The 17290-nt window shown below is 46.5% G+C and carries 15 protein-coding genes; 11 read left to right on the top strand and 4 right to left on the bottom strand.

Annotated features, from left to right (window positions below; all coding sequences use genetic code 11):
* Nucleotide 1: 1 nt before the first annotated feature.
* The 4 genes from DWW77_RS00925 to DWW77_RS00910 form a co-directional block, all read right to left on the bottom strand.
* Nucleotides 2-736, bottom strand: coding sequence for a 3'-5' exonuclease (locus DWW77_RS00925; RefSeq protein ID WP_118607897.1), 735 nt, complete (start codon nt 734-736; stop codon nt 2-4).
* Entirely contained in the window at nt 729-1991 is a 1263-nt protein-coding gene (locus DWW77_RS00920; protein ID WP_286187973.1) for an SUMF1/EgtB/PvdO family nonheme iron enzyme, read from the bottom strand. Before DWW77_RS00920 ends, DWW77_RS00925 begins: the two co-directional genes overlap by 8 nt.
* Before the next feature lie 186 nt (nt 1992-2177).
* Nucleotides 2178-2993 carry a hypothetical protein gene (locus DWW77_RS00915; RefSeq protein ID WP_118607895.1) on the bottom strand — a complete coding sequence of 272 codons (816 nt, stop codon included), beginning with the start codon at nt 2991-2993 and terminating at the stop codon, nt 2178-2180.
* 19 nt (nt 2994-3012) lie between these two features.
* On the bottom strand, nt 3013-3333 hold the full coding sequence (locus tag DWW77_RS00910; protein ID WP_118607894.1) for a helix-turn-helix domain-containing protein: 321 nt from the start codon (nt 3331-3333) through the stop codon (nt 3013-3015).
* A 147-nt stretch (nt 3334-3480) separates the two neighbouring features.
* Between DWW77_RS00910 and DWW77_RS00905 the strand changes: the two genes are divergently transcribed.
* The 11 genes from DWW77_RS00905 (at nt 3481) to DWW77_RS00850 (ending at nt 17179) form a co-directional block, all read left to right on the top strand.
* On the top strand, nt 3481-3816 hold the full coding sequence (locus DWW77_RS00905; protein ID WP_015525489.1) for a P-II family nitrogen regulator: 336 nt from the start codon (nt 3481-3483) through the stop codon (nt 3814-3816).
* Nucleotides 3817-3843: 27 nt separating this feature from the next.
* Nucleotides 3844-5379 carry an APC family permease gene (locus DWW77_RS00900; RefSeq protein WP_118607893.1) on the top strand — a complete coding sequence of 512 codons (1536 nt, stop codon included), beginning with the start codon at nt 3844-3846 and terminating at the stop codon, nt 5377-5379.
* 373 nt (nt 5380-5752) lie between these two features.
* Nucleotides 5753-8374: a cation-translocating P-type ATPase gene (locus DWW77_RS00895; protein ID WP_118607892.1), complete on the top strand. Its 2622-nt coding sequence runs from the start codon at nt 5753-5755 to the stop codon at nt 8372-8374.
* On the top strand, nt 8374-9588 hold the full coding sequence (locus tag DWW77_RS00890; RefSeq protein WP_286187972.1) for an AI-2E family transporter: 1215 nt from the start codon (nt 8374-8376) through the stop codon (nt 9586-9588). Before DWW77_RS00895 ends, DWW77_RS00890 begins: the two co-directional genes overlap by 1 nt.
* Nucleotides 9589-9646: 58 nt before the next feature.
* Complete coding sequence (locus DWW77_RS00885; RefSeq protein WP_118607891.1) at nt 9647-10060, top strand: EamA family transporter; 414 nt, start codon at nt 9647-9649, stop codon at nt 10058-10060.
* A gap of 37 nt (nt 10061-10097) precedes the next feature.
* Nucleotides 10098-12071, top strand: coding sequence for a bifunctional metallophosphatase/5'-nucleotidase (locus DWW77_RS00880; protein WP_118607890.1), 1974 nt, complete (start codon nt 10098-10100; stop codon nt 12069-12071).
* 353 nt (nt 12072-12424) lie between these two features.
* Nucleotides 12425-13159 carry a class I SAM-dependent methyltransferase gene (locus DWW77_RS00870; protein ID WP_044962204.1) on the top strand — a complete coding sequence of 245 codons (735 nt, stop codon included), beginning with the start codon at nt 12425-12427 and terminating at the stop codon, nt 13157-13159.
* On the top strand, nt 13140-14231 hold the full coding sequence (locus DWW77_RS18205) for a hypothetical protein (protein WP_286187971.1): 1092 nt from the start codon (nt 13140-13142) through the stop codon (nt 14229-14231). Before DWW77_RS00870 ends, DWW77_RS18205 begins: the two co-directional genes overlap by 20 nt.
* A gap of 4 nt (nt 14232-14235) precedes the next feature.
* On the top strand, nt 14236-15168 hold the full coding sequence (locus DWW77_RS00860; RefSeq protein ID WP_118607889.1) for a DMT family transporter: 933 nt from the start codon (nt 14236-14238) through the stop codon (nt 15166-15168).
* Nucleotides 15169-15401: 233 nt separating this feature from the next.
* A complete protein-coding gene (locus DWW77_RS00855) occupies nt 15402-15938 on the top strand; it encodes a nitroreductase family protein (RefSeq protein WP_015525501.1) in 537 nt (178 codons plus the stop codon).
* Nucleotides 15939-16150: 212 nt separating this feature from the next.
* Nucleotides 16151-17179: an alpha/beta fold hydrolase gene (locus DWW77_RS00850; RefSeq protein WP_015525502.1), complete on the top strand. Its 1029-nt coding sequence runs from the start codon at nt 16151-16153 to the stop codon at nt 17177-17179.
* Nucleotides 17180-17290: the final 111 nt, after the last annotated feature.

Raw genomic sequence — 17290 nt, 5'->3', positions numbered from 1 at the left:
GTTACCTCCTTCTTTGTCTGAGTTTGGCCGGGAGCGTATAGCTCGGAGCCTGCATGTATTTGTTGAAATTCTGTGGCCAGTAGGCCACCTTTTCGATCCGTTTCCCACTTACTCCATACTTCGGGTTATATCCGAACACGTTCACATAACTGAGAAGATCGGAGCGTTCCGCGTCCATGGCCTTGCACACCTCAAACAGTGCCGCCACGTCGTCGATCGCTCTGTGGGAGTTCTGAACCTTGTCCTCCAGCTTATAGGTGAGGATCGCGTTCGCCAGCTTGTGAGGATATGCCCGGCGGTCTTTGTAAACGGTTAGGCTGTCCAGATAGTCGGCAGCTTTCAGGGCTTCCAGGCCACCGTTTCCGTGTCTCCGGAGCATTTCAGCAGTAAACAGGAGATCAAACTGTGCATTGTGGGCTACCAGAAGGACGCGGCCGCCGCCGATCAACTCAGTGAAGCGAGCGGCAGCCTCAGCCTCGGTGATTCCTTCGTTTTCGAGCTGCTCGTCTGTGATTCCTGTTAGCTCGACGATCTTCTGAGGGATCCGCTCACCTTCCGGCAGCTTCACGAACACGTCGGCGCTGTCGGCCATGCGGAGGGTGCCCCGTTCGGTTTTCTCGACTCTGATCGCTGCCAGTTCAATGATCTGGCAGCTTTCAGCTTCGAGCCCGGTTGTCTCAGTGTCAAAAAATACGGCTGCTTTGTATTTCGTGAATATGTCCCGGAGCTCATTCATGGTTGTTCACCTCCGTTTTGATTGTGATCGAGGTTGTGGCTGCGAGCTTTAACTGCTTAGCGGTCAGCTCGTACATATCCACGGCTGCGTTCACCTGAGCCAGTGTGGCGCTGAGTTTTGCAGCCTTGGCGAGTTCTTCGTCTGTTGCCTTCTCGGCCAGTTCAGCGAAGCCTTCCGGATCCTCGCCGTGTGCGGCTTCGTAGAGCTTCTGAAACTGCCGGGCGAGTGCCTGCTTGATCCGTCCGATAAAGTCCGGAGCTAAAATGCTACGCTTTTTTGGTTCTGGCTGCTTCTTGTCAGAGTCCAGATCGTCCAGAGTGTCAGAGTCGCAGATAAACCGAACGCAAGCGGCACGGAAGCCGACGCTCGCGCCCGCACCGCTGCGGGAGGAGTTGCCGAGGAGGTAGAACACACCAGCGTGCGCACCGTTGAGCCAGAGGCCCCCGCGATAAATAACCCGCTCGCCGTTAGAGTCGAGCCAGAAGTATTCGTCGCTTTCGTAGTCGTCGGCAGGATAGAGGCCGAGGTCTTTCAGCCTGTCCGGTGCGTCCATGTCGCTGCGAACTTCCAGATCCGTGAACTTTACGCCGTCATAGTCGGTGCCGTCCGGGTGTACCGGCTGGAGTGTGATCTCGCCGTTGTGTACGTTGTAGTAAACCGGATCGCCGTCCTCGGTGTAGATTGCCTCCCACTCTGGAGAGTCTTTGGACTGATCCGCGCCATAGGCTGCGCCATTGTTCGGGATCACCTGCGGCATACCGTCCATAAACCGAACGCCGCCGACGTGCTCCCAGATGTTACCGCTCATGTCAGCTACACCGTAGGCCGTGCCGTCGTGATTCCACTGAACCGGGCCGGATCCGGTCAACGTCTTGCCGCAGCCTCCTTCGTATGTAGTGCCGGTCTGTTCTGGGTGGCTGTGGCTTTTGCCGCTCGCAGTATTTCCGGTCGGCATGGTGTCGTTGTCCCAGCTCCAGAAGCCGAGAGCCACCCATTCGTCGTTAGTGATCAGGTGCCAGCCTTCGCCCTTGCTCTCGCAGAGGCGGATCGCTTCGTCGTGGTTGATATTCACAGCCGGTTTCATAAATGGGAGAGAGTACGGAACGCCGTCGATCAATGTGTTCTGGTACTTGCTGATCGCGTATTCCTTAACCTTGCGGCCTCTCAGGGTGTCAGGGAGTCCCAGCTCGGACGGGGTAAAAACCACCATAATGTCCGGGCGCCCGTTTTTGTCGTAAATTACTTCGTTTCTCATGGTTTTGCTCCTTTTCTGTATTTGCTGCGGCAGATCGGGCACTTGTAGCCGTACCACGGGATCACCGCCTGCTTGCTTACATTCCAGTCCAGCCCGCACTCTTGGCATACTTCATAGCGGCAGCCGTCGCGCTGAGCATGAGTACGGGCCCGCTTAGGTTTCGCGAGTCGTTCATGGGATCACCTCCTATCCAGCGGCCAGCCTGCTGCATAGCTGCCTCATAAGCAGCCGCTTGTATTTCTTCCGGGTTCTCCATTTCCGTGCGTGTTTGTATAGGTGCCACCATTTCGGGTGGGTGTTGGCTCTATATAGTAGGGAGTCCACAAAAGTGTCCACGGCCTTTCTTGCGTATTGCCGGAACTTCCGGAACCGCTCCGCGAGCTCGTCCATGAGTTGCCGGACTGCGTGAGCTGCTGCCTTTATTGCGTCGGCGAGAGCGCCGAGCAGGGCAGTAGCGGCAGGTGGGCCGATCTGGATCGTGAGCTCTGTGTGCTGAGGTTCTGGTGGCGGCTCGTCCGGGAGTGGATCGCTTCGCGCCTGATCCGCAGCTATGAGCTGCTGGCGTTTCTCGTAGTCCTCGACGCTCATGTAGCCGTCGAATATATAGGGATCCGGTTCCTCGGTGGTTTCCTTTCCGTACCATGGAATATCTGCCGGGAGGTTTTCCGGACGTGGTATCGGCTCAGGAGGGAAGGCCGTCGAGTCTTTCAGGAGATTGCGGCCGCCTTCGTAGTGCCAGAGAATACCGGCCTCCAGTTCTGCGATCGTCATGTTCTCGCCGAAGTGCCCGCAGTAGTAGCCGTTCACCATGACAGCGTTCGGATCCTGCTCCAGAATTTCGGTGGCAGTGCTCAGATCCTCCAGCTCGAAGGTGTCAGAGTCTTGGTTGAGCCAGACGCTTTCAGCGTGCCAGCTTCGGCCAGTTTTCCATATAATCACCCACGCTATACCGTCGCGGATTTCTTCGGCGTACTGCCGAGCTATTTCGTGTAATGCTGCCATGTTGTCGCTCCTTTCTTTTTTATATAGTGGGGGATTTTCGCCCGCGGCACTTAAAGCTCTCAATGAGTCGGCGCTGGGCGAGTTCGGCGCTATACTCTCGGCGCATGTTCTTGTCGAGCTGGCCGGTGTCGCCTCTTTTCAGTTCTTTATAGATAGTCGCCACATGGACGTCGAGGTCGATCGCAATGTCGGCCGGACGTCCTCCGGCTGCGTATTCCGTCTCGATTTTCTCGCGGTCGCCGAATGTCAAATATCGGTAGTTTCGCACGTTCTCACCTCTCTTTCTGTGCTTTTCAGGTAAAAAAATAATGCGTCCGGAGGCTTTCGCTTCCTTTCGCATTTAATATTATCTTTTCCGTCTGGCCGGAAAGTGAAAGATTTTGATTGAATATTGAAAAAAATAATGATAATATAGAAAGAGACGATGGAGTCCGGATACTTTGGTATCTGGGCTCTTTTTGTATTTATGGATGGGAGATGAAGGATTATGAAACTGATCACAGCAATCGTAAGACCTGAGAAAGTGATGGACGTCATCAAAGCACTGGAGCAGGAAGGATATTTTGCTTTTTCAAAATGGGCAATTTCAGGAAGAGGTAAGGAAAAAGGAATTCAGGTAGGGGATGTCCTTTATCAGGAAATGGCAAAAAACATGCTGTATATTACTGTTGGGGACAAAGAAAAAGATGAGGTTGTAGATATTATCATTAACAGTGCAAAGAGTGGGCAGTATGGACATTATGGTGATGGAAAAATTTTTGTTTCCGATATCAGTGAGGCATATACGATCAGTGAAGAAACCAGAGAAGATGATGATGAATGATATGCTTGATGAAGCAGGAGGATATATATGGGTGAAAGAAATAAAAGAACAAAATTAAAAAAATCCATGGGACCTGGTTCGATCTGGGCAGTTGCAGTCGGTTCCATCATTGGATGGGGATGTTTTATACAGGGTGGTCTCTGGACAGAACGTGCAGGTGGACCGCTCCCGCTGTTTCTGGGATTTCTGGCAGGCGGTCTTTTAATGATCGTGGTAGGCTACAGCTATTCTTATATGATCGCAAAATTCCCGGTAGCGGGTGGTGAATTTGCCTATGCATATAAAGGCTTTGGAAGAACTGCTTCGTACATATGCGGATGGATGCTGTCGCTTGGATATCTGTCTATTGTAGCTTTGAATGCAACGGCACTTCCGGTATTGGCATCCTATATTTTTCCTGGAGTCTTTAACAGAGGTTACCTGTATACAATTGCAGGATATGATGTATATATGGGTGAAGTCGGATTATCCCTGTTCTTTATCATACTTTTCGGGATCATGAATTACAAAGGTGCGAAATCTGTAGGAAATCTTCAGCTTGCGATGGTCCTTATCATGTGTGCAGCGGTTGTTGTATCAGTCATTGGTGTGATCGCAACAGGACATTTTGATGCTTCAAACTTGCAGCCGGCATACGGAGCCGAAGGCAAGTCTCTTGGAAGTGGTTTTGTATCTATCCTGGCATTGGCTCCGTTCCTTTATGTAGGATTTGACTGTATTCCACAGGCGGCAGAAGAATATGATTTTCCACCACAGAAGTGCAAAATGCTGATCATTTCAGCATTGATCGTAGGTGCTTTGATCTATGGTGCAATGGCACTGGTGACAGATTGTGTTGTTCCCTGGCAGCAGGTTCTGACTATGACAGATGCGAATGGAACTCTTGTAAAATGGCATACAGGTGCAGTTCTTGATCTTGCAATGGGAAAAGTTGGTGTGTGCTTTGTGGCACTGGCAGTGTGCATGGGGATTTTTACCGGTATGAACGGATTCTTTATGACATCCAGCCGTCTTTTATTTGGTATGGCAAGAGCAAAAATGCTTCCGTCAGCTTTTGAAAAGGTTCATCCGGAGCATAAAACTCCGTCCATATGTGTTGGGTTTACCATGATTATCTGCTGTATCTGCCCATTTTTCGGCAGAGAAGTGATCGGCTGGGTTGTAGATATGTGTTCCGTAGGTACTGCGTTCGGATATTTCTTTACCTGTGCAGGTGCTTATATTCTTCTGAAAAAATATGGCGATGATACAGATACAAATAAAATCCATCCGGCAGTAGCAATGGGCGGCTGCGTGATCTCTGTTGTAATATTACTGCTTCTGATCGTGCCCGGTTCTCCAGCATTCATGGCTCCACAGTCCTTTGCAGCACTGATCGTGTGGGTGTTGATGGGAGTTACCTTCTATTTTGTTTCAAAGAAAAATTTTGCGAAAATCACTAAGAGAGAAATGGATTATCTGATTCTTGGAAATGTACAGGTAGTTCGAGGACTGAGAAAAGGAAAAAATCAGGGAAGAGTTGTACAGGGAAATATTGTGGCTGATCAGAGTAATAAATCTTAAAAGGTAATAAAACGGCTGCAGGCCTATAATACTTTCAGGGTAACAGAAAAACTTCCATTCAAAAAATGGGAGTTTTTCTGTTACCGGAGTATCATATTTGCAAGGTGTGATTTATAAAGTATCTTGACAGAGGTACCGATCCTGTTATACTATTAAAACTGATAAAGGGGAGTAACCTACGTTTGGAAATCTGCGTTTGCAGTGTCGTCAGTACGGTGGAAACATCCGGCGCTGCAGGGAAATGGTGAGACTTTTATTGCATTTTTTGTTGTGCAATAAGGGTTTCTTTTTTTATATCCTTTTATCAAAAAAATCCTTTATTGCATAAAAAAATTACAGTTGGTGAATATTTGCAAAAAAGGAGGCAAAGGTAATGAAAGAAATTTATCAGCAGACAGCAGAAGAAGTTCTCGAGCGTGTGAAAAGCAGGGAATCAGGGCTTACCGATGAACAGGTCAGACGGTCCAGAGAGAAGTGCGGATGGAATGAGCTTGCAGAAGGAAAGAAAAAAAGTATTTTGCAGATCTTCTTTGAACAGTATAAGGATTTTCTGGTGCTGATCCTGATCGCATCGGCAGTGATATCCGGTATGCTTGGAGATGTGGAAAGTGCAGCAGTTATTGTGATCGTTATTACGATCAATGCGATTTTGGGAACTGTGCAGACAGTAAAGGCTGAGCAGTCCCTGCAGAGCTTAAAGAAGCTTTCCGGACCGGAGGCAAAGGTATTACGTGATGGTGTGGCGGTACAGCTCCCGGCAAGAGAACTGGTTGTAGGAGATGTGATCCTTCTTGAAGCAGGTGATATGATCCCGGCCGATGGAAGATTGATTGAAAATGCAAGTCTTAAGGTCGATGAAAGTGCCCTTACCGGGGAAAGCCTTGCGGTTGAAAAGAGTATGGACACTATTTTGGAAGAAGCACCGCTTGGTGATCGGACAAATATGCTGTTTTCCGGAAGTTTTGTCACATATGGGCGTGGCAGAGCAGTTGTAACGAATGTAGGAATGCAGACAGAGGTTGGAAAGATTGCGGGACTTCTGAAATCGACTTCGGAAAAACAGACGCCACTTCAGGCGAATCTGGATGATTTTGGAAAGAAGCTTTCTATTCTGATCCTGATATTTTGCGGAATTCTGTTTGCGATCAGTGTATTCCGCGGTGAGAAGATCAGCAGTGCATTTATGTTTGCAGTAGCACTTGCAGTCGCAGCGATTCCGGAAGCTTTAAGCTCCATCGTGACGATCGTCCTTTCTTTCGGAACACAGAAGATGGCAAAGGAGCACGCGATCATTCGTAAGCTCCAGGCGGTGGAAGGTCTTGGAAGCGTTTCTGTTATCTGTTCAGATAAGACCGGAACACTCACACAGAACAAAATGACAGTGGAAGATTATTATATTGATGGAAAAAGAATCACAGCAGATGCAATTGATGTAGCAGATCCGGCGCAGAGATGTCTTTTGGACTACAGCATTTTATGTAATGATTCAACAAATGAAAATGGAGTGGAGATCGGAGATCCGACGGAAACGGCATTGATCAATCTGGGCAGCCGGTACGGAATCGAAGCTGCAGGTGTAAGAAAGCTTTATCAAAGAGAAGGAGAGCTTCCCTTTGACAGTGACCGTAAGATGATGTCAACACTTCACAGAATTGATGGTGAGAACCGGATGATCGTAAAAGGTGCGGTTGACCGGCTTCTGGAGCTGACAGACAGAATCTGGACAAAGGACGGAGTTCGGGAAATCACAGAAGCAGATAAAGAAAAGATCCAGCGCCAGAATCAGGAATTTTCAATGGAAGGGTTACGGGTACTGGCATTTACCTATCGTGAAATTCCGGAGAAGCATGTATTGACGACAGAAGATGAGAACCATCTGGTATTTCTTGGCCTGATCGCTATGATGGATCCGCCGAGGGAAGAATCAAAGGCTGCAGTTGCAGAATGTATAAAAGCGGGGATCCGGCCGGTCATGATCACGGGGGATCATAAGATCACAGCAGCTGCAATTGCAAAGAGAATCGGAATTTTACACGATCTGTCGGAGGCCTGCGAGGGCGCTGATATTGAAAATATGAGTGATGAGCAGCTGAGGGAATTTGTCCCGAATATTTCTGTGTATGCAAGAGTGTCACCGGAGCACAAGATCCGTATTGTCCGTGCATGGCAGGAGAAGGGGATGATCGTGGCAATGACCGGAGATGGTGTGAATGATGCTCCGGCATTGAAGCAGGCAGATATTGGTGTTGCAATGGGAGTGACCGGAACAGAGGTCGCAAAGGATGCTGCAGCAATGGTGCTTACAGATGATAATTTTGCAACAATTGTAAAAGCAGTGGAAAATGGACGAAATTTATATCAGAATATCAAGTATGCGATCCAGTTTCTTCTGTCAGGAAACTTTGGTGCGATCCTGGCAGTTCTTTGTGCATCCCTTGCAGGACTTCCGGTTCCCTTTGCACCGGTACATCTGCTGTTTATCAATCTTTTGACAGACAGTCTTCCGGCGATCGCATTAGGCGTGGAGCCGCACAGCAGTGAGGTGATGAATGAGAAACCAAGATCAGCAGACGAGTCAATACTGACAAAGGATTTTCTTGGTAAAATCGGTCTGGAAGGACTGGTAATCGGTATGATGACGATGATCGGATTTTTGACAGGATATCATCAGAATGGTGCACTGCTTGGCAGTACTTATGCCTTCGGAACACTTTGTCTGGCACGTCTGTTCCATGGATTCAACTGCAAATCGGATCATCCGGTTATCTTTACAAAACGTTTCTTTAATAATAAATGGCTTCAGGGAGCATTTGCACTTGGGGCAGTACTCATTACCGTTGTACTGACGGTTCCGGGACTTCATCTCCTGTTTAAAGTAGAGACGCTGGATCTGATGCAGCTTGGCTGTGTATATTTGTATGCGTTTGCAAGTCTTCCAATCATTCAGCTACTTAAATGGATACGTATGAAATTGAAAAAAAGAGAGGAAAAATAGTGGATTTAAGCAAAATATCTATAAAAAAAATCAGGGAGCTTATTGTGTTTACGGCACTTCTTGTAGTTGCCCTATGGAAATTCGATGTGGTGCTCAGCATGCTAAAAGCAATATGGGGGATTATATTTCCGTTTGTGCTTGGCGGGGCGATCGCTTTTATAACAAATGTGCCAATGAGCTTTTTGGAAAAGAAAATTTTCGGAAGAGTAAAAAAAGAAAATAAGACAGTTGGAAAACTGGCAAGACCGATAAGTTTGCTCCTTACAATCATATTGGCGGTTGGTGTAATCGTACTGGTAATGTTCGGGGTGATTCCGCAGCTTACGCGGACAATGGGAACTCTGATGATGAGTATCGCTGATTTCATTCCGCAGATGCAAGGCTGGATTCGGGAATTTTCCCATAATAACCAGGAAATCATGAAGCTGGTAAATCAGGTGCAGTTTAATCCGGATCAGGCGATCAAGTGGGGGATAAGCCTTCTTGGAAACGGTGCAGGAAATATGATGAATACCACAATGTCAGCAGTGGGTTCCATAGTCAGTGGATTGGCAACCTTTTTTATTGCTTTTTCATTTGCCTGCTATGTCCTTTTTCAGAAGGAGAAGCTGCATGTGCAGATCCGAAAAGTATTTTTTGCCTTTCTCCCAAAGAAAAAGGCAGATGCTTTTCTTAAAGTCTGTTCTCTGACTTATCGGACATTTGCAAATTTTCTTGCAGGTCAGTGTCTGGAAGCTGTGATCCTCGGCTGTATGTTTGTTGTGATACTGAGTATTTTGAGGATGCCATATGCACTTTTGATCGGAGTTTTGATTGCGTTTACCGCATTGATTCCGATTTTCGGGGCCTTCATCGGGTGTGCGGTGGGAAGCTTTTTGATCTTTATGGTAAATCCGAAACAGGCAATTTTATTTATTATAGTATTTCTGGTGCTGCAGCAGATCGAGGGAAATCTGATCTATCCTCATGTTGTGGGTGAATCCGTAGGACTTCCGTCGATCTGGGTTCTTGCAGCAGTTACGATCGGCGGAAACCTTATGGGAATTGTAGGTATGCTTGTTTTCATTCCGCTGCTTTCCGTATTCTATACTATCTTTCGGGAATTCGTATATCTGCGCCTGAAGAAAAAGCATATCAAACAGGTGACAAAGACAGAAATAGAGGAATATACGGCGGAGGAAATTGTAAATAGTGACATATCAGAGGGGAAATGATATGATGGACTTGTATTGGGATAGTTAAGAAAAATCTTATATTTAAGGGGGAGTTACTATGTGGTTTGTGTTTGCCTTGCTGTCTGCTGTATTTGCGGCACTGACCTCCATACTGGCCAAGATAGGTATTGCCGGTGTTAATTCGAATCTTGCAACAGCGATTCGAACGATAGTGGTGCTAGTTATGGCTTGGGGAATGGTTTTCCTCACAAATACCCAGGGCGGGATCGCAGCAATCAGCAAAAAAAGCTGGCTGTTTCTGACCCTTTCAGGTCTGGCAACGGGTGCTTCGTGGTTATGCTATTATCGTGCCCTGCAGATAGGCGATGCATCCAAGGTTGTGCCGATAGACAAGCTGAGTGTCGTGATCACACTGGTACTGGCATTTGTTTTTTTGCATGAGAAATTCACAGCAAAATCGATGATGGGATGTATTTTGATCGGTATGGGAACATTATTGATGGTTTTGTAAAAAGGCATAAGAAAACTATATACAAAAGGAGAGTGTTATGAAAACACGAAAGAAAATTTCAGCAAGGCTGCTGGCGATCATGCTTATTGCTGCATTGCTGCTTCCTCTTGCATGGAATGTTCCGGTGGAAGCAGCCGAGGCAAAACAGATCGATGTTTTGTTCAGCCATGATACACATTCGCATTTGAACAGCTTTTCAACCATCGTAGATGGAGAGCAAAAAGAAGTTGGCGGATTTGCAAGGATCAAAACCCTGATCGATGAAAAGAAGCAGGAAGATCCGGACACCCTGGTGCTGGATGGCGGCGATTTTTCCATGGGAACCCTGATTCAGACCGTATACGAAACGGAGGCGGCAGAGCTTCGGATGCTGGGATATCTGGGGTATGATGTGACGACTCTGGGGAATCATGAATATGATTATCGTTCAAAGGGACTGGCAAATATGCTGGAGGCTGCGAAGGCTTCCGGTGAGACAGTGCCGGCACTGGTAGTGTGCAACGTGGACTGGGACAGCATGGAGCAGGATGGATTAAGCGATGGTCAGAAGCAGATCCGGTCGGCATTTGAAGCCTACGGTGTGAAGGATTATGTAGTAGTTCAAAAAGGAGATGTAAAGGCTGCGGTAGTCGGTGTGTTCGGTAAGGATGCCCTGGAATGTGCACCGACCTGTGAATTAAAGTTCAAGGATCCGGTTGAGGCCGTAAAACAGACGGTAGAAGAGATCCGAAAAAATGAAAAAGTGGATATGATCGCTTGTGTGTCCCATGGAGGAACCTGGGAGGATGAGAACAAATCGGAGGATGAGATTCTTGCAAAAGAGGTGCCGGATATCGACTTGATCATCAGCGGACATACGCACACAGAGCTGAAAGAGGCAATTCAGCATGGGAATACATATATCGTATCCTGCGGCGAATACGGAAGAAATCTGGGATCACTTTCCATGACACAGAAACAGGACGGACGGTGGGAGCTGACATCCTATGAGCTGATCCCTGTTTCTGAGGATGTAAAACCGGACCAGGCGACACAGGAACAGATCGATGCCCTGATGGATACGGTGGATAAGAATTATCTTGCCGATTTCGGCTATACAAGGGAAGAGGTTCTTGCTGAAAATGATGTTGAATTCAACAGTCTGGAAGAAATGGGCACGAAGCACGAAGAGTTGAATCTTGGTGATATCATGTCCGATGCATACATATATGCAGTGGAGAATTCCGAGTATTATGATGGTGATCCGGTTGATGTAGCCGTTGTTCCAAGCGGAACCGTGCGGGATACATACACAAAGGGCGATATCACAGTAGAGGATGTTTTTAATTCCTTTTCACTGGGGATAGGAAAAGACGGTGTTGCCGGATATCCGCTGATCAGTGCATACCTGACCGGAAAAGAGCTGAAGCTGGCAGCGGAGGTGGACGCTTCTGTATCGGATTTTATGACAACGGCAAGGTTATATTGCAGTGGATTGAATTTTGCATACAATCCACATCGGATGATCCTGAATAAGGTGACAGATTGTTATCTCACCAGGGCAGACGGAGAGCGGATCGAGATCCAGGATGACAAGCTGTATCATGTTGTGACAGATCTGTATACCGGCCAGATGCTTGGTTCTGTGATGAAAATGTCCTATGGACTGCTGTCTCTTGAACCGAAGGACAGGGATGGAAATCCTATTGAAAATCTGGAAGATCAGGCGATCATGGAGGATGACAGGGAATTAAAGGCCTGGGATGCGATCGCAAGATATATGCAGTCCTTTGCGGATACAGACGGCGACGGAATTGCCAATGTGCCGGAATCTTATGAGACGACACATGGACGTAAGGTTGTGGAGGACAGCAGAAATATCATTGATCTGGTGAAGCAGCCGAATAAGTTTTCGGCAATGATCGCAGGTATTTGTCTGATCTTTATCGTGATCATTGTGCTTGTGGTATTTCTGATTCGAAGGATGATCCGCAGGATCAAAGTCAGAAAAGGAAAGAGAAATTCAAAATAAATATACGGCTGAGATCGTTAAAGTCCGTAAGTCGACGAAATCCCACGTGTCCTCTTCTCTGAAAAATCTGGAGAGCAGAGGTCTGATCGAAAGGATCCAGAGTGCGGACAATAAGAAGCCTGATGATCCCAAAGACCTGTGCATATATGTGGATCATTGCAATGGGACTTCAGCTTCTGTTTTAGGACAGCAAGCATTAAGTAATCGCCTGACTATGGATCAGACATTGGATGTCTGCAGCGTATTTTGGTACGTCTGCGGACATCTTTTTTTGAGATGAATTGCAATTTTTTTTGTAAAATTGTAGAATGAAAGAGCTTATGAAAAAGAGTCATGAAAGAGAGAATCAGGAAATGAATGATAAAATCGCAGTCTGTCTTGGAAAGGGCGGACAGAGAGATATGGCGGAAGCCTTTTGCAGGAGGACCGGAGCGCAGCTTCAGGATAAGCCGGGAGATTTTCTGACGGTGCGGTTTGATTCCAGGGGCGTTTCGCTGTCCGGTTTCGGGCTGACCTATCAGGGGGATTTTGTGGAGACGATGCTTCACAGAGTTACCAGAGGCAGACTTCAGCATGAGATGCTGGTGAAGGCGGTGAAGTCAGATAAGGAGGGAAGGAAGGCCATCGATGCTACGGCAGGAATGGGTGAGGATGCCTTTCTTCTGGCAGCCCAGGGCTATGAGGTGACGCTGTACGAGCAGAATCCGGTGATCGCAGCCCTTCTTAAAGATGCCATTCGCCGTGCCAAGAAAAATATGGATCTGAAAGATATTGCCGGTCGTATGAAGGTAATCGAGGGAAACAGTGTAGAAGGTATGTCAAAGCTTCTTGATCCTGTAGACGTGATCTATCTGGATCCCATGTTTCCGGCAAGACAGAAATCCAGCCTGATCAACAAGAAACTTCAATTGATCCAGAAGCTGGAACCACCGTGTTCCGGGGAAAAGGATCTTTTTGATGCAGCTATCAGAGCAAATCCGGATAAGATCATCGTCAAGCGTCCGCTGAAAAGTGAATGTCTTGCCGGCCGGGAGCCCTCTTATACATTGAAGGGGAAGGCAATACGATATGACTGCTATGTATTATAAAGTCAGACACTATCAATACAAAAATCGAATCGGAAATCTTAAGTCTGAAGCTGTAGGCGTGGTAAGCGGGGAAAAACATTTTCCCATATTTCCTGGAAATATGATTTTCAAGCCACTGACGAAATCCAAACCATTTTCCACGCCACTATATGCTTATGCAGAGGTGTTCTGGTCAACGATCATTAATGAATATTTTATGCCTGCGCCCAGGTATGAACTGGCCATCTGTGAAGGGTATGAGGCAGTAAATGAAAAATATCTTGACTACGGAACGGCAGTACCCATGGCCTATAAAGAAGGAGAATCCCTTTTGAATCTTCTGGAGTTTTTCAGGAAATATCCGGATGAAAAGGTAGATATAGATAATTATGTAAACTATTGCCAGATGTTTTATGATTATAGAGATATTTTTGAAGCTGATTTTTTGCAGGAGCATCAGGAAATGGCGGAACAGCTTGCCATGCAGGTACTGATCTCTGTCCTGAAGGGAGACCAGAATTATCATTATGAAAATGTAGCATTTCTCTGTGATAAAGATGGCGGGATCATAAGTCTTGCACCTATGATCGATCATGAATTTTCTACGTATTTTATGTTTCCGGACGATATTTCCCGTCATGTATACTGGCTGATGGAATTAAGCAAATCCATCCGCGGATGGGAAGTCCGGCCTGGGGAATATGATAATTTCAAAGATTCGGAAGAACGGAAACTAATGGAAAAAAGTGCCACCTGTATTCATAAAAATCTCCTTTATATAAAAGAACATTATCCGCAGACAACGGAAGAATTTCTGGATAAAGCAGAAAAACTGAAAACAGCATTGACGGAAGCTTCAGAGGATTTTCTGATCCGGGGAAATACGGAATATCCGGACTGTGCGGATTCCAGTGCCTGGCTGATCGGAAAAGCCCGATACAAGGATAAAGATGAAGAGAAAGCCAGTGCTTATGAGGCGGAATTATACGGAAAGGGGAAAAAGCTTGATTTCCGGGACGTAAGTATCAGTGCAATAAATGAAATAAAAGCTGTGATCAGTCAGATGGAAGAAGTTTTGAGAAAGAGAGAATAAACAAATGGAACAAACAAAAACAATATTAAAAAAAACCTGGGTGGTGGCAGCGCTTGCCTGCGTCTGCTGTCTTCTCTGGGGGAGTGCGATCCCGCTGATCAAGACAGGATACCGTCTGATGCAGATGGATTCTGCAGATACGGCAAGTCAGATCGTTTTTGCAGGTGTGCGTTTTGCACTGGCAGGAATCCTTGTACTGATCTTTGCATCTTTGCGTGAGCACAAGGTTCTGCTTCCGGATCGAACTGTTCTGAAATATGCGGTGCCAGTATGTATGGCTCAGACGGTATGTCAGTATTTCTTCTTTTATATAGGTGTGGCACATACCTCCGGTGTAAAAGGCGCTATTATCACAGGTCTTGGGAATTTTATTGCGATCCTGCTGTCCTGCCTTGTTTTTCACAAGGAAAAAATGACCGGGCGAAAGATGCTTGGCTGCATCCTCGGTTTTGCCGGCGTGGTCGTGATCAATCTCATGGGAAATTCTCTGGATGCGGGTTTTAGGCTCACAGGAGAAGGATTTATTCTGATCGCGCAGTTTTCTTACGGAATGTCCACGGTGCTGATCAATATTTTTTCCAGAAAGGTATCTCCGGTGGTACTCAGCGGAACGCAGTTTACCATGGGCGGGATTATTCTGTTCCTGATCGGAAAAGGGATGGGAGGACATTTCGGAGTGGTAAATGCCGCCGGTATCGGGATCATCTTTTATCTGGCAATGGTGTCTGCGGTGGCCTATACACTGTGGTCAGTGCTGCTTGCCTGGAATGATGTATCCAGGGTAGCGATCTTTGGCTTTGTAAATCCTTTGTTTAGTGTGATCCTGTCTGCACTGGTTCTGGGAGAGGTACGTCAGGCATTTAATATGGGAAGTCTCATCGCACTGTTTCTTGTCTGTGTGGGAATTTATGTGGTAAATCAAAAAAAATCTTCATAAGTGGTATTGCAGTTATTGTTCTCAGGCAATATTTTTTGAAGCATGTTGCTGAGAACGGAGTGAACAGTAACGGTCGCAGAATGAACAGTAACGATGCCGGAGTTCTGAAAATTGATTTCAATACGGCATTGTGTTAAAATAGCTCCATAAAAAGTGTGAACATAAAAATCCATGCCGGAATAACTGCAGGATCCGGAAGCATATCCTGCACCGGACAGATAAGGAGGAAAAATATGGAATTTCAGAAACTGATCGAAGAGAGAAGGACCATCCGTAAATACAGCCCGGAGAGCAGGATCACAAAAGAAGATCTTCTTGCAGTGATCCGGGCCGCTCAGGAAGCACCCAGCTGGAAAAACTCCCAGACCGGAAGATATTATTGTGTAATGTCCGAAGAGATGGTGGAGAAGGTCAGCAGAGAATGTCTGCCGGAAATGAACCAGGCAAAAGCAGAGAATGCCTCCCTGATCGTTACAACCTTTGTACATAACCATGCCGGATTTCAGAAAGACGGAACACCAGATAATGAACTCGGAAACGGCTGGGGCTGCTATGATCTGGGACTTCAGAACGAGAATCTGATCTTGAAGGCAAAGGAGCTTGGATATGGAACCCTGATCATGGGACTTCGTGCCGGAGACAAGCTCCGTGAGATCCTTTCCATTCCGGAAACAGAAACGGTAATGGCAGTGATCGCCATCGGAAAAGCAGCCGAAGAGCCTGCAAGACCGAAACGTAAAGATGTGGAAGATATTGTGAGATTTTATTAAATAATAGAAGAAATGCCCGGTACATATCAAAATGTTCGGGCATTTTTTAATGGAAATTAAAGAGCAAAATGGTCTGAAAAGGATTGCCTGGAGGAGTGAATTCTGTTATCCTGTAAGAAAACAGCTGTGACAACATGGAAGGGTTTTGAAAAGCAGAGTTTGGGAGAAGCAAAAAAGCAATACAGTAATAGCAAGGGAGGTTTTTAACCAATATGCAGATCATACATGAAAATGAATACGAAGAAACCATGAAAAATATCGTAACGCCATATCTTCTGTCTCACAGAAGGGAACTTTATGTACCGGGTGCGGATTATCCGTTTCGTAACGAAAGCAAACGGATCACAGGTAAGATCCATATGCTGCAGTATCTGTCTGATATTGATATGCCTAAAGGTGTGGTAGTCATCAGCCACGGATTCACAGAATCAGCAGTAAAATATGATGAAGTGGCCTATTATTTTCTTAAGGAAGGCTATCATGTATATATTCCGGAGCATTGCGGCCATGGCCGCAGCTATCGTCTTACCGCAGACCCGTCTCTGGTCCACATCGATACATGGAGAAGATATATCCGCGATTTTCTGAAAGCATGCCGCTATATAAAGAAAGCACATCCGGATCTGTCACTTAACTTGTATGCACATTCCATGGGTGGTGCCATCGGTGGTATTGCTGCAGCCTGGGAGCCGGACTGGTTTCACAAGGTGATCCTTTCTTCTCCGATGATCCGTCCTCTTACAGATAATGTTCCGTGGCCGGCAGCCACCGGCATAGCTCTGGAGAAATGCATTTTCGGAAAAGATGAGGAATATGTAGCTGGCCGAAAGCCTTACGATGGCAGCGGTTCTTTTGAGACAAGCTCCGCAACATCAAAACCAAGATACGAGCGATACAAAAATCTCCGTGCAGAACATAAGGAGCTCCAGACCTGGTCTCCATCCTACGGCTGGCTCTGGGCTTCTGCGGAAATGAGCTGGTATCTGCGTCTCTACGGATGGAAAAAATATACGGCACCAATGCTGCTCATCCAGGCCCAGACTGAAGATCTGGTGTCTGTCCGTGCCCTGAAAAATTTTGCCGGAAAGATCAATCGCCAGGGAAAAACAAGCTGTGATTATATCCATATGATTGGAACAAAGCATGAGATCTATGGAAGCAGAGGTAAGATCCTGGAGAAATACTGGGGATATATATTTACATTCCTGGACGATACGGAAAATGATATTGATCACAGATAAGTATTTTTACTACAGGTGTATCACATATTTAACAACAGGATTGGCAGCTTTTATTCACTTTCTTTCTTTATCATAGTAAAATTATAAAGCTTTTCTCTTATACATTCGACA

The sequence above is a fragment of the Ruminococcus sp. AF17-12 genome (assembly GCF_003479245.1).
GTDB classification, from domain to species: domain Bacteria; phylum Bacillota; class Clostridia; order Lachnospirales; family Lachnospiraceae; genus Blautia_A; species Blautia_A fusiformis.
Note: the sequence above shows the minus strand (reverse complement) of the source record. Positions and strands in the feature narration are given on the sequence as shown.